A 21,917-nucleotide genomic window follows, 5' to 3' on the forward strand; every position below is an offset into this window, starting at 1 on the left:
TGTCAAGCCAGTTTGCAATGATCAGCAAAGTAGCCACCATTAATTGCAAATAATTTAATAAATGTTGCCGTATTATGATGTGCTTTCTGACTTCACTATTGGTAAAGTGAACCAAAATGTACTGCCCACTCCAAGTTCACTATTTGCGCCAATCCTGCCCCCATGCCTGGTAATAATTTCGGAGCAAATGAATAAGCCTAAACCGAGGCCGGTATATTTTTCATCGCTGCTATTAGCCTGCCAGTAACGATCGAACAAGTGAGGCATCTGATTTTCTGGAATTCCTTTGCCGGAGTCTTTTACACAAACCTTGATTTCATATTCCTGCAATTCTGCTGTAAGGTGTATGATTCTTGACTCAGAAGCATATTTAACTGCATTATTAACGAAATTTATTAATACCTGATCTATACGCTGCTCATCAGCAAATACGGGTAGGCTATTTGGTACATCAACGTGTAACTCATATTTGCCCTCCAACACAATATGATTACAACAGTTCTTGAGAAGTTTCGCCAGGTCAAAAAAGGATTTATTCAATTCTAATTTTCCATGAGTATGTTTATTGATATTAAGCAGATCCTCTATCAGTTTTGAAATTTTGTCCATGCTTGCGGTAGCATTGCTAATGAGCGTTAAAGCCATGGTGTCAGTGATCTTATGTTGAAGCCTGTTTAGCATTTGTAGATTAGCCTTTAACACTGTGATGGGCGTTTTAAGCTCATGGCTGGCGATGCCCAAAAAATCATCTTTACGTTGTTCGTAAGCCTTGCGTTTACTTATGTCTTGTGTTACACCAATAATTCTTACAGCCTTTCCTTCCTGATCATAACGTGGTAATCCCGTAGCTTGTATCCATCTTCTTGATTTATCTGAGCATTGTATTTCATACTCCGCAGCATAAACATGGTTTTGAGCAACGGCTGCATCTACTTTTTGCTGAACATATTCCCTAAATTCAGGAAGTATGATGTTGATCAAATCTTCAAAATCAAAGCGGTCTTCGGGCGATAGGCCAAAATTTATTTTGCATTGTTCGCTGCACAACATCTTTCCGGTTCTTAGGTCTAAGTCATATGAGCCCAGTTGTCCTGCATTTAAGGCCAGTTCAAACCGCTCGTTGGCTTCCTCAATTGCCTTGCGTGTTTCAACCTGTGTTGTAACTTCGTAAGCAACAACCATAACAGAGTGAGGTTTTCCTCCGTCCCTCATTAACGGCTTGTACACATAGCTAAAATAATAGGTTCCTAATTTGCCGCCACGCTCCAAAAAGACCTTTTCATCATTTCCATTATAAGCCTTACCAGTTTGCATAACTTCGACAAGTAGGTTCAGGAAGTGCTGGCCTTCAAGTTCTGGCAAAGCTGTAGCAAGTGGCTTACCAAGAATTTTTGGACTTTTTCCCCAAAGTTTCAGTAATTCATTATTAGCAATGCTGATAATGAGTTCTTCGCCACTTAATATACCAATAGCTACCGGAGCATCTTCAAATAAAGCGAGCGTTTTGCTTTCTGCTTCGGTTAAAGCAACATTTTCAGAATTAAGTATCGTGTTTGATTCGGTCAACAGTTTATTAGCAACTTCGAGTTGCGTTTTAACCGTAGTCAACTCTTCGTTCGATCTATTCAAGGCTTCGTTTATGGCCGTGTATTCTTCATTTAACGCATATATCTCTTCATTGGTGGCCCGATACTCTTCGTTAGACGCTTCGAGCTCTTCATTTAAACGATGAAGTTCTTTTTCATTTGCTTCCAGTTCAGTTCTAATATCTACAATGTTAGTGATGTCTGATACAGTGGCCATTACCGATATGATTTTGCCTGCTGTATCTTGAAGGGGTTCATAAGCAAAATCAACAAAAATGTTTTTAGTGTTGCCTTCCACATCTTTGATAGATACGGCTATTTCTTTCAGCATAATGGGTGTACCTGTGATAAGTACCTTTTGAAGCATTTCAGGAAATGGTTGGCCTACGAGTTCTGGAAATACAGTTAAAAGTTTTTTATTGATAACCTGGTCATAAGTCCTTCTCCAAATCTGTAACATATGTGAGTTCGCCATCTCAATTACCAAGTCCGGTCCTTTCAAAATCGTCATTCCCACCGGACTTGTTGTTACTAGCTGGCTTAACTGGTTTTGCAGGTTTTTTACTGCAAGTAAGGTTTGTTCCAATTGCTCGTTGGTAACCTGGTATTCTTCATTTACGGCAATGAGTTCTTCCTGTATTTGCTGTTCGCTTTCTTCCCTCATCTGAACTAGTTCCCAAGCTCTCATCCTATCACCAACTTCTGTTGCGGTGTGAAGAATACAACACATCTCACCCTTTTCATCTTTGATAGCCCTATACTTGAAATCAAAATAAAACGGCTGCAATTTTCCATTAACAACAAGATCAGCACGGCTGTTTTTTGCTTCGTAATCCTCGCCGTTTCGCCAAACCTCTTTAAGCAGTTCAGTGAAAGGCTGGCCTTTCATTTCCGGCAAAGCATCCTCAAAACAGGTTCCTCGAATGCTTTTCTCCTTCCCCCAAATAGTAAGCATTCCTTCATTGACCCATTGTATGGTTAATTGCTCACCAGTATAAATTGCAGTGGCATCGTTCGATAACAAAAGAATATTTAATAGTGCCTGGTTACTGAGCGCATTTGCAAGATCATTCATTTTTCTATAAGCTTACTTGTAGTATCGGGTGAGCGATTTCTTGTAGCAAATGTAGAAATATTTCGCAACGTTATTGCAGGGTCTTTCTAAATATAAGAATATGTTGCCATTAAAAGATTGTATACAACGGAGAAATAATTGAGATGCTAATAAATAAATGTATTATTCTTCTGCCCTATGGTTCAATTTTTAATTTGTAACTGGCAAATCCACAAGCTAGAAAAGATCGGAAAGGTGAAATTTTCGCCTTTCCGATAATGTAGCCCGGACAAGAATCGAACTTGTATCTAGAGTTTAGGAAACTCCTATTCTATCCATTGAACTACCGGGCCGGTTCCGGCACACATGCCGGAAGGGCTGCAAATATAATGAAGATTTATTTTTTAACGGGAGCTAATTTGACTGCTTTCCCTGATGATAATTTCTGGGGCCAGGGCTTCCAACTTAAAATCAGTAACAGCCCGCTTGCTTTCTATAAGGTTTAAAAGAAGTTGCGCGGCTTGTTCTCCCATTTCAAATGCTGGCTGGCTGATTACTGATAAGGCCGGGCTAAAAAGAGAAGTGTATTTCGAATTATTAAAACCAATAACCGCAATATCCTGTGGCATATTGATATTTTTCTTTTTCAGAATGCTAAAGGTTTCTGTTGTGATCTTATCTGCAAGCAACACCATTGCATCCGGTTTCTTCTTCAATGTAAGAAGTTCGTCCACTACCTTTTCTACTTCTTCCACAATAAGTCCGCCGTGATCGCAGTATTTAATAAGCGATTCGTCAATGTTCATTTTATACTCATTAAGTGCTTTTTTATATCCTGCTAAACGTTCTTTTGTAATGGAAAGATTGGCGTTGTTTGCAATAACGGAGATTCGCTTGCATTGATTTTGAAGCAAATGTTGCGTAGCACGATAAACACCATCCAGGTTATCTGTAACAACCTTATGAGTATTGATCTCTTCTACCACCCGGTCAAAAAATACTATTGGAAGACCTTTTTCATGAAGTTGTTTAAGGTTGGTAAAGTCATTTGTTTCTGCTGAAACTGAAATGATAAGTCCGTCAATAGATCTGGAAGTAAGATAATCCAATATCATTTCTTCCCGTTCGACGGATTCTTTACTTTGAGTAATAATTACATTGTAACCGTTTTTATAAGCGATGGATTCTATGCCGTTAATTACCTGGCTGAAAAAAGTATTGGCAATCTCTGAAACCAATACGCCGATCGATAGAGTTCTTTTCTCTTTCAGGCTTAAAGCTACCGGGTTAGGGCGATAATTAATTTGGGCAGCATAATCCTTTATTTTCTTTTTAGTAGCCTCGCTTATTTCGTAACTATCTCTCAAAGCCCGCGATACGGTAGAGGTTGATAGTCCCAGCGCTTTGGCAATATCTTTTATAGTAGCAGCTTCAAACTTCATATAGGCGTTGCACCTTTCGTGCGAAGATAGCGATAATGCACACGATACCGGCAACGATTGCGTAAATAAATCCATCTGGTCTCATCTTGTTTATACTTAAAATGGATTAGCATTGCTTAACGATTGAACAAGCGCGGCCCTTTAATGCAACCGATTGCAATGCTTTAAACCCGCCTGATTTATAAAAACTAAAACAAGCCGTATGATTAGATTATTGTTGACAATTCTAATTGCCGTTCTCTGCCTCAATGTAAGTGCCCAAACAAAGGCCATTTCCGGAACAGTACTGGATGATGGCCAAATTCCGTTAGAAGGGGTTAACGTTGCGTTGAAGGATGAAAATGTTGCTACCCAAACGGATAGTAAGGGTAAATTTTCTATTAACATTCCTGATAAAGAAAATGTTGAATTGACATTTTCTTATTCTGGATATGTAACTCAAACTATTTCTCCTTATGAAGAAATGATTGTTTCTCTATTAAAAAATGTTGTAACAGCAGATGAGGTGGTAGTGATTGGTTATGGTACAGTTACCAGAAAATCTTTGGCTGGTGCGGTCAGTTCAATAAAGGGAAAGGAACTGGAAAAAGCCCCAGTTGTTAATATCGCAGAGGCTTTAACAGGTCGGCTTCCGGGTGTGCAGGTAACTACAGTAGATGGCGCCCCGGGTGCTGAAATTGTTATCCGTGTAAGAGGTGGAGGATCTATTACTCAGGATAATTCACCACTTTATATTGTCGATGGGTTTATTGTTGATAATATTAATGATATAGCGCCCTCCGATGTAGAAGCAATCGATGTTTTGAAAGATGCCTCATCTACGGCCATATACGGCTCCAGAGGTGCAAATGGAGTTGTTATCATAACAACTAAAAACCCCAAAGCAGGAAAAACAAAGATTTCCTATAATAACTTTTTTCAAAGTAAATACATGCCGAAGGAACTGGCGGTATTGTCACCATATGAGTTTGCGTTATTACATTACGAATACGGCTTGGTCAGGGGTACTTCTTCAAGTGAATATACAAACTTCAAAAAGTTCTTTGGTGAGTATGACGATCTGGAGTTATATAAGTATCAGACTGGTACTAACTGGCAACATGAATTATTTGGAGGAGCGATAAGATCATCGCAGCATAATATTTCTATTACTGGAGGCACAGATAAGACTAAAGTTAGCTTTAGTAGTACTTATAATAATGATGAAGGGCTGATGCTTAACTCCGGCCAAAAGCGTTTTTATTTTAATTTTAAACTGAACCACGAACTATTTAAAAATCTGAAGCTCGATTTATCAGCACGGTTTACAAACAATATCATTGACGGTGCTGGAACTTCGGGTTCATCTAGTGTGCGTATTTCGGATGGTATTCAAACCAGACCGATAAATGGGTTGGCCGACTATCTGGAAATTAATCCAATTGATATTCAGGATGGAGAAGATGAATATGATAATTTCATAAGAAGTCTCGTAAATCCCGTTGACCTTGCCGTACAGGATTACAGGCAACGAACAAACAGGGATTTAAGTTTAGGTGCAGCATTAACTTATAATCCATGGAAACATGTGACTTTACGTTCAGAGTTGGCGACAACTTTACGAAATGGCAGAAATTTAAGGTATTGGGGGCCATTAACTGGCGAATCTCGTAACATTGGTAATGCGCAACCATTGGGAGAGATAAGTATATCAACCGCTGATGTGTATCGCTTTATCAATACAGCAAACTTTAATATACTCTCAAATAAAAAGCATGATATAGTTTTTCTGTTGGGCCATGAATTAAACTTTGCAAAAGGGAGAACCACCCTTAATAAAGCACGCTATTTTGATGAGGGTATAACTCCGGAAGTTTTATTCGCCAACATGGCTTTGGGGACCCCATATTTAATGGAAACACGAGAGCTTAGGGGCGAGGATATGGTATCTGCTTTTACTAGGGTTAATTATACGTTTCTGAATAAATATGTGTTATATGCCACATTACGTGCGGATGGTTCAAGCAAATTTGCGCCGGGCAATCGTTGGGGATATTTCCCATCTGCTTCTTTCGCATGGAAAATAGCTGAAGAAGAGTTTATGCAAAATGTGAACTTTGTAAATGACTTAAAGCTCAGATTAAGCTACGGACAGTCTGGTAATAATCGTATAGCTAATGATAGCTGGAGATTTTTATTCGGTCCAAGTCAAAACAGGCCTTATGGAGCGGGAGACCTGCCCAATACGTATTATACAATTGTCAACAGTTCATTACCTAATCCAAATCTGCAATGGGAAACCACTGTATCCCGGAACCTGGGATTAGACTTTTCTTTATTTAAAAACAAGCTGTCCGGTGTTATAGATGTTTATAAAAATACAGTAAAGGGCCTTATTATCGATAACGCAATTCCAAGCAATACAGGTTTTACAAGTCAATTGATCAACCTGGGCCAAACCTCCAATCGCGGATTTGAAATCGGCTTGAATGCGCCAATCATCGAAAAAGGTGATTACGGTTTAAGTGTGTCATTTAATATTGGACGTAATATTCCCAAGATCGACAGGCTTGATGGTAATGATACAAGAATGTTTCAATCGAACTGGGCTGGTACAGACCTAAAAACACAAGACGACTACTTGTTGCAAACCGGGAAAACTATTGGATTAATTTATGGTTATGTGGCTGATGGGTTTTATACGGTTGATGATTTTGAGTCTTACAATTCCACAACAAGGCAATATGTATTGAAAGAAGGCATTGCTCCCGCCACTATTTTGGGAGGTACTATTGGTGTGCGACCAGGTACGATGAAGTTAAAAGATTTAGATGGTGATGGACAAATAACAGCAGATAATGATCGGCGAATTATCGGGAATGCGATTGCAAAACATTCCGGAGGTTTTGGACTAAACGCCCGTGTAAAAAGTTTTGATATGAGCACTTTTTTTAATTGGGTCTACGGTAATGATATATATAATACGGGCCGGATACAATACAATATGTTGTATCGCACAACTTTCGGAAATATTTCAGATCGAATGAATTCTTCAAACCGGTTTAAATATGTGAATGAGCAAGGTCAATTGGTAACGTCTTTGGAGGATTTAGCTGAATTGAATAAAAATGCGACTATATGGTCTCCATTCTCGATGGGAGGTGCCTCGCCGGTTATCACAACTGATGCAATTGAAGACGGTTCTTTTTTGCGAATGACATTTTTTACGATAGGCTATACATTGCCAAAAAAGTTAACATCGCATGTTGGCATTGCTTCACTTCGCTTATTCGGAACGGTTTATAACGCATTTGTTTGGACTAAATATACCGGATATGACCCTGAAGTATCCACTACCAGAAGCAGTGCATATGCTGCATTAACACCCGGTGTAGATTATTCAGCATACCCAAAAAGCAGAACATTCACATTTGGTTTAAATGTAAATTTTAAATAGTAGCATTATGAAAAAAGTATCAATCTATATATTATGTATTTGTATTGCTATATCAACTTCTTGTAAGAAGTTTTTAGATACAGATTCTCCTTCCAATTTTACACAAGAATATATATACGCAAATCCAAATGAAGCAATTAAGGGCGTATATAGTATTTACGCTTTATTTAATCAGGACGCGTTTACATCCCGATTATCCAATTCCTTTATTCCTAACACAGATGTTGAAGTAGGTGGTGTAAGTAGTGCTCCCGACAATTCGAGACGGGATATCTGGTCACTTGAAACTACTGATGCTAATGGAGATGTTAGAACAGTTTGGAATAATGCTTATAGTGCCATCAACAGAGCAAATATTGCAGTTGAAGGTATTGAGCAGTCGCCACAAGCCAGCAATCCGGATATGAAGCAATTACTGGGAGAGGCTAAGACTTTACGTGCTATGTGGTATTATTGGTTGGTTAACTATTGGGGTGATGTTCCTTTTAAACTGACACCAACGCGTGGAGGGGAAAATTTTTACAGTCCACGTGTTGGGCGGGATACAATATTAAGTATGTTAATTGACGACCTAATTAGTGTGGAAACAGGAATGAAAACAGCGGCTGAAGTAGAATATGGAGTAGAAAGAGTTAATAGGGAGTTTACGCAAGGGTTAATAGCACGTTTGGCATTGTGCAGAGGCGGTTATTGGTTATACCCCGATATGACAATGCGCCGCAAAGATGATTATAGGAATTACTACGAAATCGCCAGAACATATGCTAAAAAAGTAGTCTATGATCATGGGCGCACATTAAATCCGTCATTTGCTGCGGTGTTTGATAATCAAAGCAAGTGGATCGTGGATAGTAAGTCTGATATATTATATGAAGTTGCATTTCAACCCGGGTTTGGAGATGTAGGTTGGAATATAGGCGTAGCAGTAGATGCGGGTACACATAATTATGGATCAGGATCAACATACAAACCACTAACTCCTACTTACGCCTATAGTTTTGACACATTGGACACCCGGTTTACGAAAATTGTAGCAATTATAAAATACAACTCTACATTAACACCTGTGCCAACAGGTAATGTAACCAGCATAGGTATTGGAAACTGGAGTAGGCTTTTAGTACCTGCGCCCTTTGGCCCCACATCTGCAAAAGGAACGGGCATCAATTGGCCTATAATGCGATTATCCGATGTGATGTTAATGCTTGCCGAAGCAGAAAATGAGTTAAACAACGGTCCTTCTGGTGAAGCAATTGAAATGTTGAAAACAGTTCGGAAAAGAGCCTTTAATAGTGAAGATTGGACAGCTAAAGTAGATAATTATGTTGCTGGCGTATCAACAGGGAAAGAAGCTTTTTTAATGCCATCGTTAACGAAAGAGCTTGGGAGCTTGGAGGAGAATGTATCCGTCATTACGACCTTATTCGATGGAATTTATTTGGGAAAAAAATCGCCGAAACCAAACAAACACTTACTGAAATGGGTGAGAATACATTTAATGGAGCTGGCCCGTATGATTATCTACCCGACTACATTTATTACCGTAATAAAGACAACAATACTATTGAGTGGTACGGCAGTATATTCCGAAAAGCCACAACTGAACCACCATTAAAAGATAGCCCAAGTAAAGGAGATAATCCTAATGGATATACAAGGCTCACCTGGATGCGAGGCCTTTATAACTCAACGACTTTGGGGCCAACAAACTATATCTTATGGTCATGGAGAGGCTATAAAGATAATTCGGGTAATAGTCCTGTGCCCTACATTTTACCAATACACGCATCTGTTGTAAGCAGTAGTATGGGGGCTTTGAAAAATGAGGGATATAACTTTTAATTCTTAATCTAAGTAAGATGAAAAATATAATACACATTAAATATTTGTTTGTCCTCATGGGGTTTACGATAATATTAGTAGGCTCTTGTAAAAAGGAATGGGAGCCGGAACTTGCTGGTGATGCTCCCCGCTTGTTTCGGGCCGGTTATCAAAGGTCAGCTGGAAGCTATCGGAAACTATATTGATGTATCGTGGCAAAAAATATTGAGACTAATAAGTACAAAGTAGAGTTAAGCATCGATTCATTTAAAACGATCTCTAACACTTTAGAAGTGGCTGATACTACAGGTGCAACGATAGAAGATCTATTATGGGAACAGCTTTATCAAGTTAGGGTTACAGCAATACACCCCTCTGATCCCTCTAAAAATTCTAAACCAGCGCTTTTTGGAGAAGTAAAAACGCCTCGTTTTCCAACGATTGTCGAAACACCGGTTTCATCTGATGTGGGTTGGACGAAAATCCTCTTCAAATGGAGAAATGAAGGAGACCCTGTAACTACCTTGAAATTGTTGAAATCAGATGCAACAGTTCTATCTACTATTACATTAACTCCAACAGATATTTCAAACGGATATCTTTTAATCAGTGATTTAGAAGCCGGAACTTCTTACCGCATAGAGTTGTATAGCGGCCTCATTTTTAGAGGAGGCAACGATTACACTACAAAAGAGGAGATATCTGGTGAAGTGGTAGACTTGCAAAATGAGGATCCTTCCAGCGTTAACTTGTCAAACGTTGTAGAGAATGCGGTAGCTGGAACTACGATTATTTTAAAACGCGGAGGAAAATATGAAATTTCTTCGGCATTGAATATTTCTAAAACGTTGACAATAATGAGTGGTTCAGATCCATTGGTGGCGGCTAAAGCAACAATAGGAATTATTGGAATAAGTAATTTTAACATTACTGGCGGCTCAAATATTTCGAAGTTGTCCTTTGTTGATCTGGAACTTTATTCCAATGATGGCGGAGGTAAATATATTTTCAATCCAAGTGGAATTACTGCCAATATTGATGAACTGATATTCGACAATTGTATTATTCACGACGTAAGAGGAGTAACTCGTTTTAGAGGAGCTATTATTATAGGGCAATACACTATTGAAAATTCAATTGTTTACAATATTGGTGGATATGGAGTAATAACGGTTGATGACGCCACCGCTACAGTGAACAATATTTCTTTCAATAATTCAACTATGTATAATATTGATAAACTAATAACTAGTAAAAATAACTCTTCCGGAAAAATTATTTTAAGTAATAGCACATTCTATAACACAGTGTTATCACCAAACTTTATTATCGATTACAATGGCACAACGCTATATCCGCAGGGAGGCGTAGAGTTTTCTAATATTATACTTGGAAGAGCAAAAGGTACGAATGCAAACCCTCCAACATATGACATACGCGGCATACGCGTTAATGCGGCTACTATTTTAACATCCTCTAATAATTTTACAACTTCCGATTTCGCATGGAGAATAGACGTTTCTGCTATGTTACCTGATTATACCGGGTACAACAAAACCAGCACGGATATATTCGCGGATCCTGCAAATGCCAATTTTACTATTAAGGATAATGGATTCCCGGGAAAGACAACCGCTGGTGATCCACGCTGGAGACTTTAAATTTATAATCGTGCATAACAACTGTTATGCACGATTCATTATAATACTTAATTAAGACGCCAATTGTCTTTTAAAATTATATATGTGTTTAATATAAGTTGCTGTTATATCTTATTAAGAATATTTTTTTGCTTACTTCCTGTATTAAGAATGATTCTTTAGAAAATGTGGTTACATCTGAGCTTCCTGCTCCCCAGAGCATGCAAATCATTACCAAGCCTACTTCCGTAAAAATGAGTTGGTCTTCTGTGAAAGGTGCGCATGGTTATTTGGTAGAAATTGCTAAAGGAACCAGTTTTAATGCTCCCTTTTTTAAAAGCGATAAACTGTCTGTTCCCGAAATTGAAGTCGTTGGACTGGAACCACAAATGGACTATGTTGTTAGATTGAATGCAGTTCAAATAGACAATCCTTCAGCTACTTCAAAAAGCTTGTATAAAAGTTTTAGGACTATTGCATCAGAGACTACGGATGACGCTATCGCCTTTCCCGGCGCTGAAGGGTTTGCAAAAAACATTACGGGAGGCCGTGGAGGCAAGGTGATAAAAGTTGTCAATTTGAATGATGCCGGAAGTGGTAGTTTGCGTGCGGCGATCAATGAAACAGGAAAAAGGATTATTGTTTTTGAAATATCAGGAACAATAACATTGAAGTCGAATCTGAGTTTAAAGAACAATGATGTAACCATTGCCGGACAAACAGCGCCCGGCGATGGCATTACATTGCGAGACTATCCTGTGTATGTAGATGCAGACAATGTGATTGTTCGCTTTCTGCGATTCAGAATGGGCGATGCGGCGCAACAGGAAGGCGATGCATTAGGCGCAAGGTTTAGGAAAAATATTATCATTGATCATTGCAGTATGAGCTGGAGTACGGATGAATGCGTATCCTTTTATGCTAATGAAAATACAACTATACAATGGTGCCTGATTGCGGAAAGCCTGCGCAACTCAGTACACGGAAAAGGAGCGCATGGTTATGGCGGCATCTGGGGAGGAAAGAAGGCAACCTTTCATCACAATCTGTTAGCGCACCACGATAGCCGCAACGCACGTTTGGGCGAAGAAGCAGGTAAAGCTTTTGCTTTAACAGATCTTACTGACATTCGCAACAATGTAATTTACAATTGGGCCAGCAATAGTTTTTACGGCGGCGAAGCCATGAATGTAAATATGGTGAATAATTATTTTAAACCCGGACCAGCAACGATAGCTAAAAATAGTTCGTCAAAACAAGGCAGGATTATATCAATAGATAAAAATAAAATTACCGGCACAGAAGTGTACGATATATGGGGAAAGTTTTTTGTAAATGGAAATGTTGTTGAAGGAAATGCTGATGCAACAAATGATAATTGGAAGTATGGCGTCTATAACCAGTTTCACGGGAGTTATGGCACCGTTTCGGAAACTGATAAACTTGCCATGCGTTTAACTGCTCCTCATCCTATTGATGATAATATTATTACTTACGCCGCGGATAAAGCATATCAACAGGTCGTGGAATTTGTAGGAGCCTCTTTAGTACGAGATGCGGTTGATAAAAGAATTATTAATGATGTAAAGAATAAAACCTTTACGGCGAATGGATCTAACGGCAGTACAAATGGTATTATTGATACCCATTCAGACGTAGGCGGATGGCCCGATCTGAAATCGGGTGTAGCGCTAAAAGATACAGATAATGATGGCATGCCTGATGATTGGGAAACTGCGAATAAACTGGACCCCACTAAGGCTAATGCCAGCGGACGTGATATAAGTACCGGATATGATAATATTGAAGTATACATAAATAGTCTTGTAAAAAATATTATTGAAGAGCAGAAAAACTAAGTAACATTCATTTAGATTATTTAACAACAAGCCTTCAGGCAACAGAGCAGGATGGTTTATTAGTTTTCAAGCAGGATATTCGCCCGGAACGGAGCTTTATTTTTCTCAGGCCAATGAATCAGAAGCCTGAAATGCTTCAACTTACATGGCCGCCAACTTAATTGGCGGCTAAATGAATATCCAAACAATTAAATCGATTGCAGCGTGAAGTATATTTTTAGTATAATAATTTTAGTAGTGATCGGGGTTTGTGCATTAGCGCAGGTTCCTGCTTTTCCTGGTGCAGAAGGATTTGGCAAATACGCTACCGGTGGTCGCGGTGGTAAAGTGGTTATCGTTTCTAATCTGGATGACGATGGTCCAGGAAGCTTTAGGCAGGCTTTTAAAGAATTTCCTGGTGAACCCATCACCATTGTTTTTTCGGTGGCAGGAATAATAGATCTCAAATCTCCTGTCAAAATAAGCCGTCCCAATATTACAATAGCCGGGCAAACAGCTCCCGGAGATGGTATTTGTTTAAAAGGAAATTCCTTTATCATTAATTGCGCTGGAGATAAGTCTGGCGTTCGCGGAAATATTATTATCCGCTATTTACGTTCGCGCCCCGGGGCAAAAATTGCAAAAGGTGTTTATGGATTTGGTATGGAAAACAGTCAGAACATCATTGTCGATCATTGTTCATTTACATGGGCTAATGAAGAATGCGCAGCTATGTACGATACTAAAAATGTAACTGTGCAATGGAGCATCATAAGCGAGGGTTTGTATAATGCCAACCACCATAAAGGATTGAGAGCTTATGGAGGTGTTTGGGGCGGTCAGCATGCATCTTATCATCACAATTTGATATCCAATCAAAACAGCAGAACTGTAAGATTCAATGGTTCCCGTGCGCATGATACTTTGGCGTTGGTTGATTACCGTAACAACGTCATTTTTAATTGGAAAAGCGCTAATGCTTGTTATGGTGGAGAAGTGGATATTGAAGGAGGCCGATCAAATATCAACATGGTTAATAACTATTATATTCCAGGACCCGCCACACCAAAGGATTTGAAGTTTGTTAAAGCAAATTATAATGCTGAAAAAGCGAAAGGCTTTGGACAATGGTTTGTACAAGGAAATGTAATGGCAGGTAATAAAGAGCTGACTAACAATAATAAGAAAGGTGTTGATCTGTCTGAATTTCCTGATGCGTATAAAGACAAAGCAATTGTGAAAAAATCTTTTGCTGTTAGTGAAGAAGTTGCCATGCAAACTGCGCAGGAAGCCTATCAGCTTGTTTTAAAAAAAGTGGGAGCTGCATTACCGAAATATGACAAGGTTGATCTGCGTCTTATCAATGAAGCGAAGACACATATAGCAAAGAACGGTGCCAATGGTATTATAAACGATGCATCAGAAGTAGGCGGTTGGCCGGTATATAACTTCACAACAGCGCCGATAGACAGCGATAAGGATGGTATGCCCGATGAATGGGAAAAAACGCATAAGCTAGATCCGAAAAACACAGCGGATGGCGCGAAGTATGGATTAGATAAACAATACACGAATCTGGAAGTGTATTTAAATAGTTTAACTACAAAATAATTTTTTATTGTAAAAAATTATCATTACCTAAATATACAAAATGGCAAAGGCCTCTATTTATTTTTCATTTATTATTTGCTTGCTTCTCTTTCAATATGTATCGAATGCGCAAAGTGACATTCCATCTACAATAGATCCGAAACCATTTGCAGACAATTCTAATCATTGGTATGGAATAGCGGATAAGAAAAATATGATTAATGCGCTGCCAGATAAGCCGCGGTATAAACCTTCAGATGTTAAAGAAGTTGCGGATAATATTTTGCTATTTCAAAAATCAAATGGTGGCTGGCCCAAGAACTATGACATGTTCGCCATATTAACGCCGGAACAAAAACAAAAAGTTGCCGATAAAAAAGATATTCTTAACACTACATTTGATAACGGCACCTGCTACACACAAATAACGGCACTGGCCATAGCTTACGCAACAACTAAAGATGATCGTTACAAAACGGGGGCTTTAAAAGGGCTTGAATACATTCTTGCAGCACAATACGAAAACGGAGGCTGGCCGCAATATTATCCTATTGAAAATAATTATAGTAAATACATTACTTACAATGACGGTGGTATGATTGGAATTGTGAATCTGCTGAAAGATATTGCAGAGGGTGCCTCTTTATACCAATTCGTAGATACAAGGATGCGCAGCCGTTTGCAAAAGGCTTATCAAAAGTCCATTGACTGTATATTGAAGACTCAGATAAATGACGGCGGTAAATTAACCGCTTGGTGCCAGCAACATGATGATAAAACATTACAGCCTGTGTGGGCCAGAAAATTTGAACCGCCAAGCATTTGTAATGGAGAAAGTGCCGGTGTTGTATTATTTCTAATGAGTATCAAAAATCCCGATCAAAAAGTTGTCAATGCAATAAAGGCGGCTGCTCAATGGTTCGAAGATTCGAAGATTTATAATACACGCGTTGACGTGGTGCGCGCAGATTCGATGGATACACCGTATCGCATGTCCACTACGGATCGCGTTGTGGTAAAAGATACTGCGGCGCCACCCATCTGGACACGATATTATGAACTGGGGACACATCGTCCCATGTTTTGTAACAGGGATAGTAAAATTGTGTATTCGTTAGCCGAAGTGGAAAGAGAACGACGCGATGGTTACGCATGGTACACTTATGCACCGCAAAAAGTGTTGAAAAATTATTCTAAATGGTTAAAGATGATAAAGGAATAAAGATGAATAAAAGCGTAGGATTGATCTTATTAATTATACCCTTTCTGGCGTTCATGTTGCCACAAAAGAAAACTACAATTTTTCTAGCTGGCGATTCAACCATATCAATAAAAGATGTGAAAGCTTATCCTGAAACGGGTTGGGGCATGCCCTTTATTTATTTTTGGGATAGTACTATTGAAGTGGTGAATCTTGCCAAAAATGGGCGCAGTACTTCCTCTTTCAGAAAAGAAGGTTTGTGGGATCAGATCATGAATGATTGCAAGAAGGGCGATTATGTGTTTATACAGTTTGGTCATAATGACGAAGTGCCAACGAAAAAAACTATACTACAGAAACTGAATTCAGAAATAATCTGATACAATATGTTAAGGATACAAGATTAAAAAATGCACATCCGGTTTTGATTACACCTGTTGCCAGAAGAAGATTTGATAGCACCGGAAAAGTAGTAGGCACGCATGATGTATATGCAGCTATTGTACGAAGTGTTGCTGCATTAGAGAAAGTGCCATTGATCGATCTTGATAAGCAAGCACAAGCATTATATCAACAAATGAGTGTTGAGGCCTCCAAACTTTTATTTGTTCATCTTGCGCCGGGCGAGCATCCAAACTATCCATCTGGCAAAGTTGATGATACCCATTTCAGTGAATTGGGTGCGCGGAAAATTGCTCAAATTGTTCTGAAAGATATTCGTGCATTGTTACCAGAACTCTCCAAAAGAATTAAAAAACCTGAAGTAAAATAGCAGATGAAATTACAGAAGTATATAGTATTGTCATTGCTCGCATTCAGTAGTATTTTTGCAGCTGCACAAAAGCCTGTTCCCGTAAAGCCACGCGTAATCATCAGTACCGATATTGGGGGAACAGATCCAGACGACAATCAATCCATTACTCATTTGCTGATGTATGCAGATTTGTTCAACATTGAAGGGTTGATCTCATCGCCTTCTTATGGTGAAGGTAATAAGGAGGAGTTGTTACGAATGATTGACCTTTACGAAAAGGATCTTCCTAAACTACAAAAACATCATACCGGTTATCCTTCGCCCGATGAATTAAGAGGGGTTTGTACACAAGGACGGAAAGGCGCAGCGCCTTTTATAGGATATACAACTGCAACAGAAGGATCAGAATGGATTGCCAAATGTGCGAGAAAAAAAGTAAACAGCCGCTCTGGGTACTGGTTTGGGGAGGTTTAGAAGATCTTGCACAAGCATTGCACGATGCGCCTGAAATTCAGAAAAATATTAAAGTGTATTGGATTGGCGGACCAAATAAAAAGTGGAGCGCTAATAGTTATGCATATATCGTTAAAAACTTTCCTGATCTGTGGTTTATTGAATCTAATAGTTCATACAACGGTTTTTTCTCGCATGATGGTAAACCAGATACACCGAACAAGGAAAAATATTATGATAGCTATATAAACGAAGCTGGTTATTTAGGTAAAGATTTTAAAAGCTATTATAAAGGTGAAGTAAAAATGGGTGATACACCTTCTTTGCTTTATTTGATGGATGGCGACCCGAATGATCCGCTAAAAGAAAGCTGGGGCGGACGTTATGAAAAAATGGATCATAGCCCTAGAATTATTTTTAATCGAAATACAAATATCAATGACACGGTAACTGTTTACTCTATTGTTGAGTTTCACTTTAAAGGGCCGAAAGTTAATATTCCCGCGGATTCCGCCTGTTTTACAATGACAGTTCAGGCAGAAATTGGAGAACAAAAATGGGACGGGTTTTATTTGGGAGATGGTAATTATGCCATTCGCTATTGCCCCAAAAGAACAGAGACATTAAGCTATAAAATCAATTCGCTAATTCCTGGTTTTGTTGAGCAAAGCGGTCAGTTTGTTGTAGATAATATATGGCCGGGAAGTAAACGATCAACAAATTATAAATTAGGTGATAACTGGTACACTGATGTAAAAAACCCGAATGCGTTTGACGGAATATGGCAGGGTGCTAACACTATTAAAAAATGGCGAAATGATGCTTTGCTGGACTGGGCGAAGCGATGGAGCTGGTTACAATAAATTAAAACATATAATATAATGAAAGCGGATATGGTTGAAGCGAAAGATGCTATATATAGTGCAGTACAAGAGTGCGACGCAAGATCGATGAGAAAAGATACTGAAGTTCGTTACATAATTATCTCAATACTATCTATGTTATTATCGTTAAATATACTCAACGCGCAAACTTCAAATCCTTCACAATATAAATATACGTTTACAGTAGCGAAGGACGGAAGCGGCGATTATAAATATATTCAGGAAGCTATTGATGCCATGCGTGTTTATCCTTTGGCGCCTATTACATTGTTTATAAAGAATGGGGTGTACAACGAAAAAATAGAATTGCCGGCTAACAATACTGATGTTAGATTTATTGGTGAAAATGTAGACAGCACTATTATTACATTTAATGATTATTCGGGCAGGGGAAAACTTACAACCTTTACTTCATTTACAGCAAAGATTTCGGGCAACAGATTTACTGCGCAAAATATTACGTTTGTTAATAATGCCGGTCGCGTGGGACAGGCCGTGGCTTTATATGTTGATGCAGATAAAGCAGTTTTCAAAAATTGTAAATTTTTAGGCGATCAGGATACGATCTTTAGTGCAGGGGAAACTGAAAGGCAACTGTTTGTCGATTGTTATATCGAAGGCACAACGGACTTTATTTTTGGCCCTTCCACCGCAGTGTTTCAAAACTGTACTATCAAAGAAAAAAGTAATTCGTACATCACCGCGGCCAGCACAACGCCCGGTAAAAAATACGGCTATGTGTTTTTAGATTGTAAGATAATAGCTGGAGAAGAGGCGACAAAAATTTATCTCGGCAGGCCTTGGCGCGCGCATGCTAAAACAGTATTTATAAGATGTGATATGCCTGCGCAAATTGTGGCTGAAGGCTGGAGCAATTGGAATAATCCAGAAAATGAGAAGACCGTTTTTTATGCAGAATATAAGAGCAAAGGTGAAGGCGCTAACCCGAAAGGGCGCGTGGCTTGGTCTAAACAACTTAGCGATAAAGAAGCCGAGTTATATACTCTTGAAAATATTTTTGCCTCATGTAATCCCAACTTGCCAGGCGAGAAAGATTGGTTTAAGCAAACAGCTATAATACCGATTGTGTGGTCTGAGAAAAAGTAATCAATTAAGCGTTTTCCATTTAACAATGATCCGAAGATTTTTTATAACGACAATTTTGTTTTTTGCCATATTAAATGTACAGGCGGGCAAACCCGATTTTGTTGTGGCCAAAGATGGCAGCGGCGATTTTAAAACGGTGCAGGATGCCATTAATGCGGTGACCGATTCGAGTGAAAAGGAAACCATTATTTTTATAAAATCCGGAGTGTACAAAGAGAAGCTAACCTTAGCGGCATCCAAGATGAATGTCACGTTTATTGGCGAAGCTGTTGACAAAGTTATTCTCACCTATGATGATTATGCAAGCAAGAAAAATGCATCCGGACAAAATATAGGCACCAGCGGTAGCTCTTCGTTTTTTGTATATGCGGATAATTTTACTGCAAGAAACATCACGTTTCAAAATAGTTCTGGCCCAGTAGGACAAGCAGTGGCAATAAGGGTTTCAGGAGATAAGGCGAATTTTATTAACTGTAAATTTTTAGGATTTCAGGATACCTTATATGCGCAAGGCGCAGGAAGTAAAAGTCGTCAGTATTATAAAAACTGTTATATAGAAGGAACGACTGATTTTATTTTTGGAGCAGCAACTGCTGTTTTTGAGGACTGTATAATACACTGCAAAAAGGGCGGCATGTATATAACCGCAGCGAATACTCCAAAAGAAGCCAGTTATGGATTTGTATTTATAAAATGCAAAATAACCGGTGATGATGGTGCGCTTTATTATCTGGGTCGCCCTTGGGGAGACTTTGCCAGGACTGCATTTCTAAACTGTGAACTTCCTGATTTTATACGTGCTGAAGGCTGGCATAACTGGGGGCGGCCCGAAGCTGAGAAAACTACATTGTATGCGGAACACAACAATCGCGGTAAAGGAAGTGGCATGCTACAAAGAGTAAGTTGGTCACACAAGCTTACTAAAGTGCAGGCGAAGCAATATACTGTTCGAAATATATTTATAGATTGGAACGTTAGGTAGTGAGGGTTGCCGCCTGTGATTCCTGAATATTTTTTTGATTAAAGAAAGTTATACTGATGATTAGAAATACTGTTATTGTTTTAATGCTGCTTGTAAGTAACTTATTGTATGCTCAACAAAAGCCTTATGTGTCGAAGGTTTGGAGCCCTGATAACGGAGACGGAACTTACACAAACCCGGTAATCAATGCCGATTATTCTGATCCGGATGCTATTCGCGTTGGGGAAGATTTTTATATGATCGCTTCAAGTTTTGACGCTGTACCGGGCCTACCTATTTTACATTCTAGAGATTTGGTGAACTGGAAACTGATCGGTCATGCGTTGCAACGTCAGATTCCTTTAGAAGTGTTTAATAAGAATCAACATGGTAACGGTGTTTGGGCGCCTGCTATCCGTTATCACAACAATGAATTTTATATCTATTATCCTGATCCTGATTTTGGTATTTATGTTATCAAAACAAAAAATATTTTGGGCCCATGGAGCGATCCGATTTTAGTAGAAGGCGGCGCAGGATTAATCGATCCTTGTCCGTTTTGGGATGAAGATGGAAAGGTATATTTATCGCACGCTTATGCAGGTAGCCGTGCTGGTATTAAAAGTGTTTTGGTAATTAAAGAAATGAATTTGGAAGGCACGAAAACGATCAACAGTGGTGTGATGGTTTATGATGGACATGAACTGGATCCGACTATTGAAGGGCCGAAAGTATATAAGCGGAATGGTTATTATTATCTGTTTGCACCGGCCGGGGGTGTTGCAACTGGCTGGCAATTGGTGCTGCGTAGTAAAAATATTTACGGGCCTTATCAACGCAAGGTTGTAATGGATCAGGGAAACACGATTGTTAATGGTCCGCACCAAGGTGCCTGGGTTGACACTAAAACCGGTGAAGACTGGTTTCTGCATTTTCAGGACAAAGAAGCGATTGGCCGTGTTGTGCATCTGCAACCAATGAAGTGGATAAACGATTGGCCGGTGATAGGAGAAGATAAAGACAATGATGGAACAGGTAATCCGGTGCTGCGTTACAAAAAACCAAATGTTGGTAAAACTTATCCTATTGAAAATCCTGTTGAGTCGGATGAGTTTGACGATATAAAATTAGGTTTGCAATGGCAATGGCAGGCCAACCCTCAAGCTACGTGGGCTTTTATGAATACACAAAAAGGAGCCTTGCGATTGTTTGCGCATCCTGTGGAAAAAGATCAAACACTTTGGAACACGCCACATGTGTTACTACAAAAATTTCCTAACGACGCTTTTACGGCAACTACAAAAATGTCGGTTACATTTAGTGAAAAATTTATTGGCGAAAAAACAGGTCTTACTACGATGGCCATGAGCTATGGAAATATTGCCATCAAAAGAAAGCAGGACGGGAACTATATTGTATTTACTACTTGCGAGAAAGCTGACAAGGGAGGCAAAGAAGTAGAAAAGGAATTGATCAAGATGAATCAAAAGGAAGTTTATTTCAGGATGCAGTTCAGGCCCGATACAACCTGTGTATTCAGTTATAGTCTTGATGGGAAAAAGTTTGTTGAAGCCGGTACCGTTAAAGCTACACCCGGAAAATGGATCGGTTCTAAGGTCGGTTTGTTTATTACCAGCGATATAAAAATTAATGATGCAGGGTTTGTAGATGTGGATTGGTTTCGGATTGAGAAATAACACAAACGTTTGCGCAAAGAAATCTCTTTTAACTTTGATACTTTTATAAATAGCTGCAATATGGCTAATTCTTATAAAAATTAAGTATGCAAAGGTTAACGATTCTTTCCCTGTTGATAATAGTATTAATACCGAGCTTTAGCCAGGCACAGAAAAAAACTACAACTAAGCCCAATATTGTCTACATTCTTGCTGATGATCTGGGTTATGGAGAACTAGGCTCTTATGGACAAACAAAAATTGAAACACCCAATATTGATGCTTTAGCCAAGAATGGTAAAAAATTTACGCAACATTACGCGTTTCCTGTTTGTGCGCCGTCGCGCTATTTGTTGATGACAGGCATCAATTCAGGCCATGCTTATATTCGCGGAAATCATGAATGGGGTGAGCGCGGGCCGGTTTGGGATTTTAATGCGATGGAAGAAAACCCTTTTTAGAAGGACAGTTTCC

The 21,917-nt window shown here is 39.1% G+C and carries 15 protein-coding genes, 1 tRNA gene and 2 pseudogenes; 15 read left to right on the forward strand and 3 right to left on the reverse strand.

Going from position 1 to position 21,917, the window contains the following annotated elements; translation table 11 throughout:
• Positions 1-72 precede the first annotated feature (72 nt).
• The 3 genes from MKP09_RS20955 to MKP09_RS20965 all read right to left on the reverse strand — a co-directional run bounded on the left by MKP09_RS20955 (position 73) and on the right by MKP09_RS20965 (position 4,082).
• A complete protein-coding gene (locus tag MKP09_RS20955; RefSeq protein WP_240832222.1) occupies positions 73-2,661 on the reverse strand; it encodes a PAS domain-containing protein in 2,589 nt (862 codons plus the stop codon).
• Between the two features lie 260 nt (positions 2,662-2,921).
• Positions 2,922-2,993 (reverse strand) — tRNA-Arg (locus tag MKP09_RS20960).
• Positions 2,994-3,044: 51 nt separating this feature from the next.
• A complete protein-coding gene (locus tag MKP09_RS20965; RefSeq protein ID WP_240832223.1) occupies positions 3,045-4,082 on the reverse strand; it encodes a LacI family DNA-binding transcriptional regulator in 1,038 nt (345 codons plus the stop codon).
• A gap of 202 nt (positions 4,083-4,284) precedes the next feature.
• On the opposite strand from MKP09_RS20965, the gene MKP09_RS20970 reads away from it, so the two are divergent.
• The 15 genes and pseudogenes from MKP09_RS20970 to MKP09_RS26775 all read left to right on the forward strand — a co-directional run bounded on the left by MKP09_RS20970 (position 4,285) and on the right by MKP09_RS26775 (position 21,904).
• On the forward strand, positions 4,285-7,518 hold the full coding sequence (locus MKP09_RS20970; protein ID WP_240832224.1) for a SusC/RagA family TonB-linked outer membrane protein: 3,234 nt from the start codon (positions 4,285-4,287) through the stop codon (positions 7,516-7,518).
• Positions 7,519-7,525: 7 nt separating this feature from the next.
• Positions 7,526-8,779 (forward strand): annotated as a pseudogene (locus tag MKP09_RS20975) (RagB/SusD family nutrient uptake outer membrane protein); the annotation flags it as partial.
• A gap of 143 nt (positions 8,780-8,922) precedes the next feature.
• Positions 8,923-9,360 carry a hypothetical protein gene (locus tag MKP09_RS26765; protein WP_317235464.1) on the forward strand — a complete coding sequence of 146 codons (438 nt, stop codon included), beginning with the start codon at positions 8,923-8,925 and terminating at the stop codon, positions 9,358-9,360.
• A 191-nt stretch (positions 9,361-9,551) separates the two neighbouring features.
• Positions 9,552-11,000, forward strand: a complete 1,449-nt coding sequence (locus MKP09_RS27590) for a DUF4957 domain-containing protein (protein ID WP_240832226.1) — start codon at positions 9,552-9,554, stop codon at positions 10,998-11,000.
• A gap of 128 nt (positions 11,001-11,128) precedes the next feature.
• Entirely contained in the window at positions 11,129-12,838 is a 1,710-nt protein-coding gene (locus MKP09_RS20985; protein ID WP_240832227.1) for a pectate lyase, read from the forward strand.
• A 204-nt stretch (positions 12,839-13,042) separates the two neighbouring features.
• Positions 13,043-14,428, forward strand: a complete 1,386-nt coding sequence (locus tag MKP09_RS20990; RefSeq protein ID WP_240832228.1) for a pectate lyase family protein — start codon at positions 13,043-13,045, stop codon at positions 14,426-14,428.
• A gap of 40 nt (positions 14,429-14,468) precedes the next feature.
• Positions 14,469-15,629 (forward strand): pectate lyase, encoded by a 1,161-nt coding sequence (gene pelA / locus MKP09_RS20995; protein WP_240832229.1) that lies wholly within the window; start codon positions 14,469-14,471, stop codon positions 15,627-15,629.
• A complete protein-coding gene (locus MKP09_RS21000; RefSeq protein ID WP_240832230.1) occupies positions 15,605-15,988 on the forward strand; it encodes an SGNH/GDSL hydrolase family protein in 384 nt (127 codons plus the stop codon). Before pelA ends, MKP09_RS21000 begins: the two co-directional genes overlap by 25 nt.
• A gap of 44 nt (positions 15,989-16,032) precedes the next feature.
• Positions 16,033-16,380, forward strand: coding sequence for an SGNH/GDSL hydrolase family protein (locus MKP09_RS21005; protein WP_240832231.1), 348 nt, complete (start codon positions 16,033-16,035; stop codon positions 16,378-16,380).
• A gap of 3 nt (positions 16,381-16,383) precedes the next feature.
• A pseudogene (locus tag MKP09_RS21010) lies at positions 16,384-17,141 on the forward strand (DUF1593 domain-containing protein); the annotation flags it as partial.
• A 66-nt stretch (positions 17,142-17,207) separates the two neighbouring features.
• Positions 17,208-17,678: a DUF5060 domain-containing protein gene (locus MKP09_RS21015; RefSeq protein WP_240833347.1), complete on the forward strand. Its 471-nt coding sequence runs from the start codon at positions 17,208-17,210 to the stop codon at positions 17,676-17,678.
• Positions 17,679-17,696: 18 nt separating this feature from the next.
• Entirely contained in the window at positions 17,697-18,806 is a 1,110-nt protein-coding gene (locus tag MKP09_RS21020; RefSeq protein ID WP_240832232.1) for a pectinesterase family protein, read from the forward strand.
• A 55-nt stretch (positions 18,807-18,861) separates the two neighbouring features.
• Positions 18,862-19,788: a pectinesterase family protein gene (locus MKP09_RS21025; RefSeq protein ID WP_240832233.1), complete on the forward strand. Its 927-nt coding sequence runs from the start codon at positions 18,862-18,864 to the stop codon at positions 19,786-19,788.
• A gap of 56 nt (positions 19,789-19,844) precedes the next feature.
• Positions 19,845-21,464, forward strand: a complete 1,620-nt coding sequence (locus MKP09_RS21030) for a glycoside hydrolase family 43 protein (protein ID WP_240832234.1) — start codon at positions 19,845-19,847, stop codon at positions 21,462-21,464.
• 86 nt (positions 21,465-21,550) lie between these two features.
• Positions 21,551-21,904 carry a sulfatase-like hydrolase/transferase gene (locus MKP09_RS26775; protein WP_262915552.1) on the forward strand — a complete coding sequence of 118 codons (354 nt, stop codon included), beginning with the start codon at positions 21,551-21,553 and terminating at the stop codon, positions 21,902-21,904.
• Positions 21,905-21,917: the final 13 nt, after the last annotated feature.

It is taken from the genome of Paraniabella ginsengisoli (assembly GCF_022513635.1).
Lineage (GTDB): Bacteria > Bacteroidota > Bacteroidia > Chitinophagales > Chitinophagaceae > Niabella > Niabella ginsengisoli.

Bases quoted from the DNA above. Each gene is read 5' to 3' on its own strand.
- MKP09_RS20955 (WP_240832222.1), bottom strand. From the start codon at position 2,661: ATGAATGATCTTGCAAATGCGCTCAGTAACCAGGCACTATTAAATATT.
- MKP09_RS20965 (WP_240832223.1), bottom strand. From the start codon at position 4,082: ATGAAGTTTGAAGCTGCTACTATAAAAGATATTGCCAAAGCGCTGGGA.
- MKP09_RS20970 (WP_240832224.1), top strand. From the start codon at position 4,285: ATGATTAGATTATTGTTGACAATTCTAATTGCCGTTCTCTGCCTCAAT.
- pelA (WP_240832229.1), top strand. From the start codon at position 14,469: ATGGCAAAGGCCTCTATTTATTTTTCATTTATTATTTGCTTGCTTCTC.
- MKP09_RS21000 (WP_240832230.1), top strand. From the start codon at position 15,605: ATGGTTAAAGATGATAAAGGAATAAAGATGAATAAAAGCGTAGGATTG.
- MKP09_RS21015 (WP_240833347.1), top strand. From the start codon at position 17,208: ATGGATCATAGCCCTAGAATTATTTTTAATCGAAATACAAATATCAAT.
- MKP09_RS21020 (WP_240832232.1), top strand. From the start codon at position 17,697: ATGAAAGCGGATATGGTTGAAGCGAAAGATGCTATATATAGTGCAGTA.
- MKP09_RS21030 (WP_240832234.1), top strand. From the start codon at position 19,845: ATGATTAGAAATACTGTTATTGTTTTAATGCTGCTTGTAAGTAACTTA.
- MKP09_RS26775 (WP_262915552.1), top strand. From the start codon at position 21,551: ATGCAAAGGTTAACGATTCTTTCCCTGTTGATAATAGTATTAATACCG.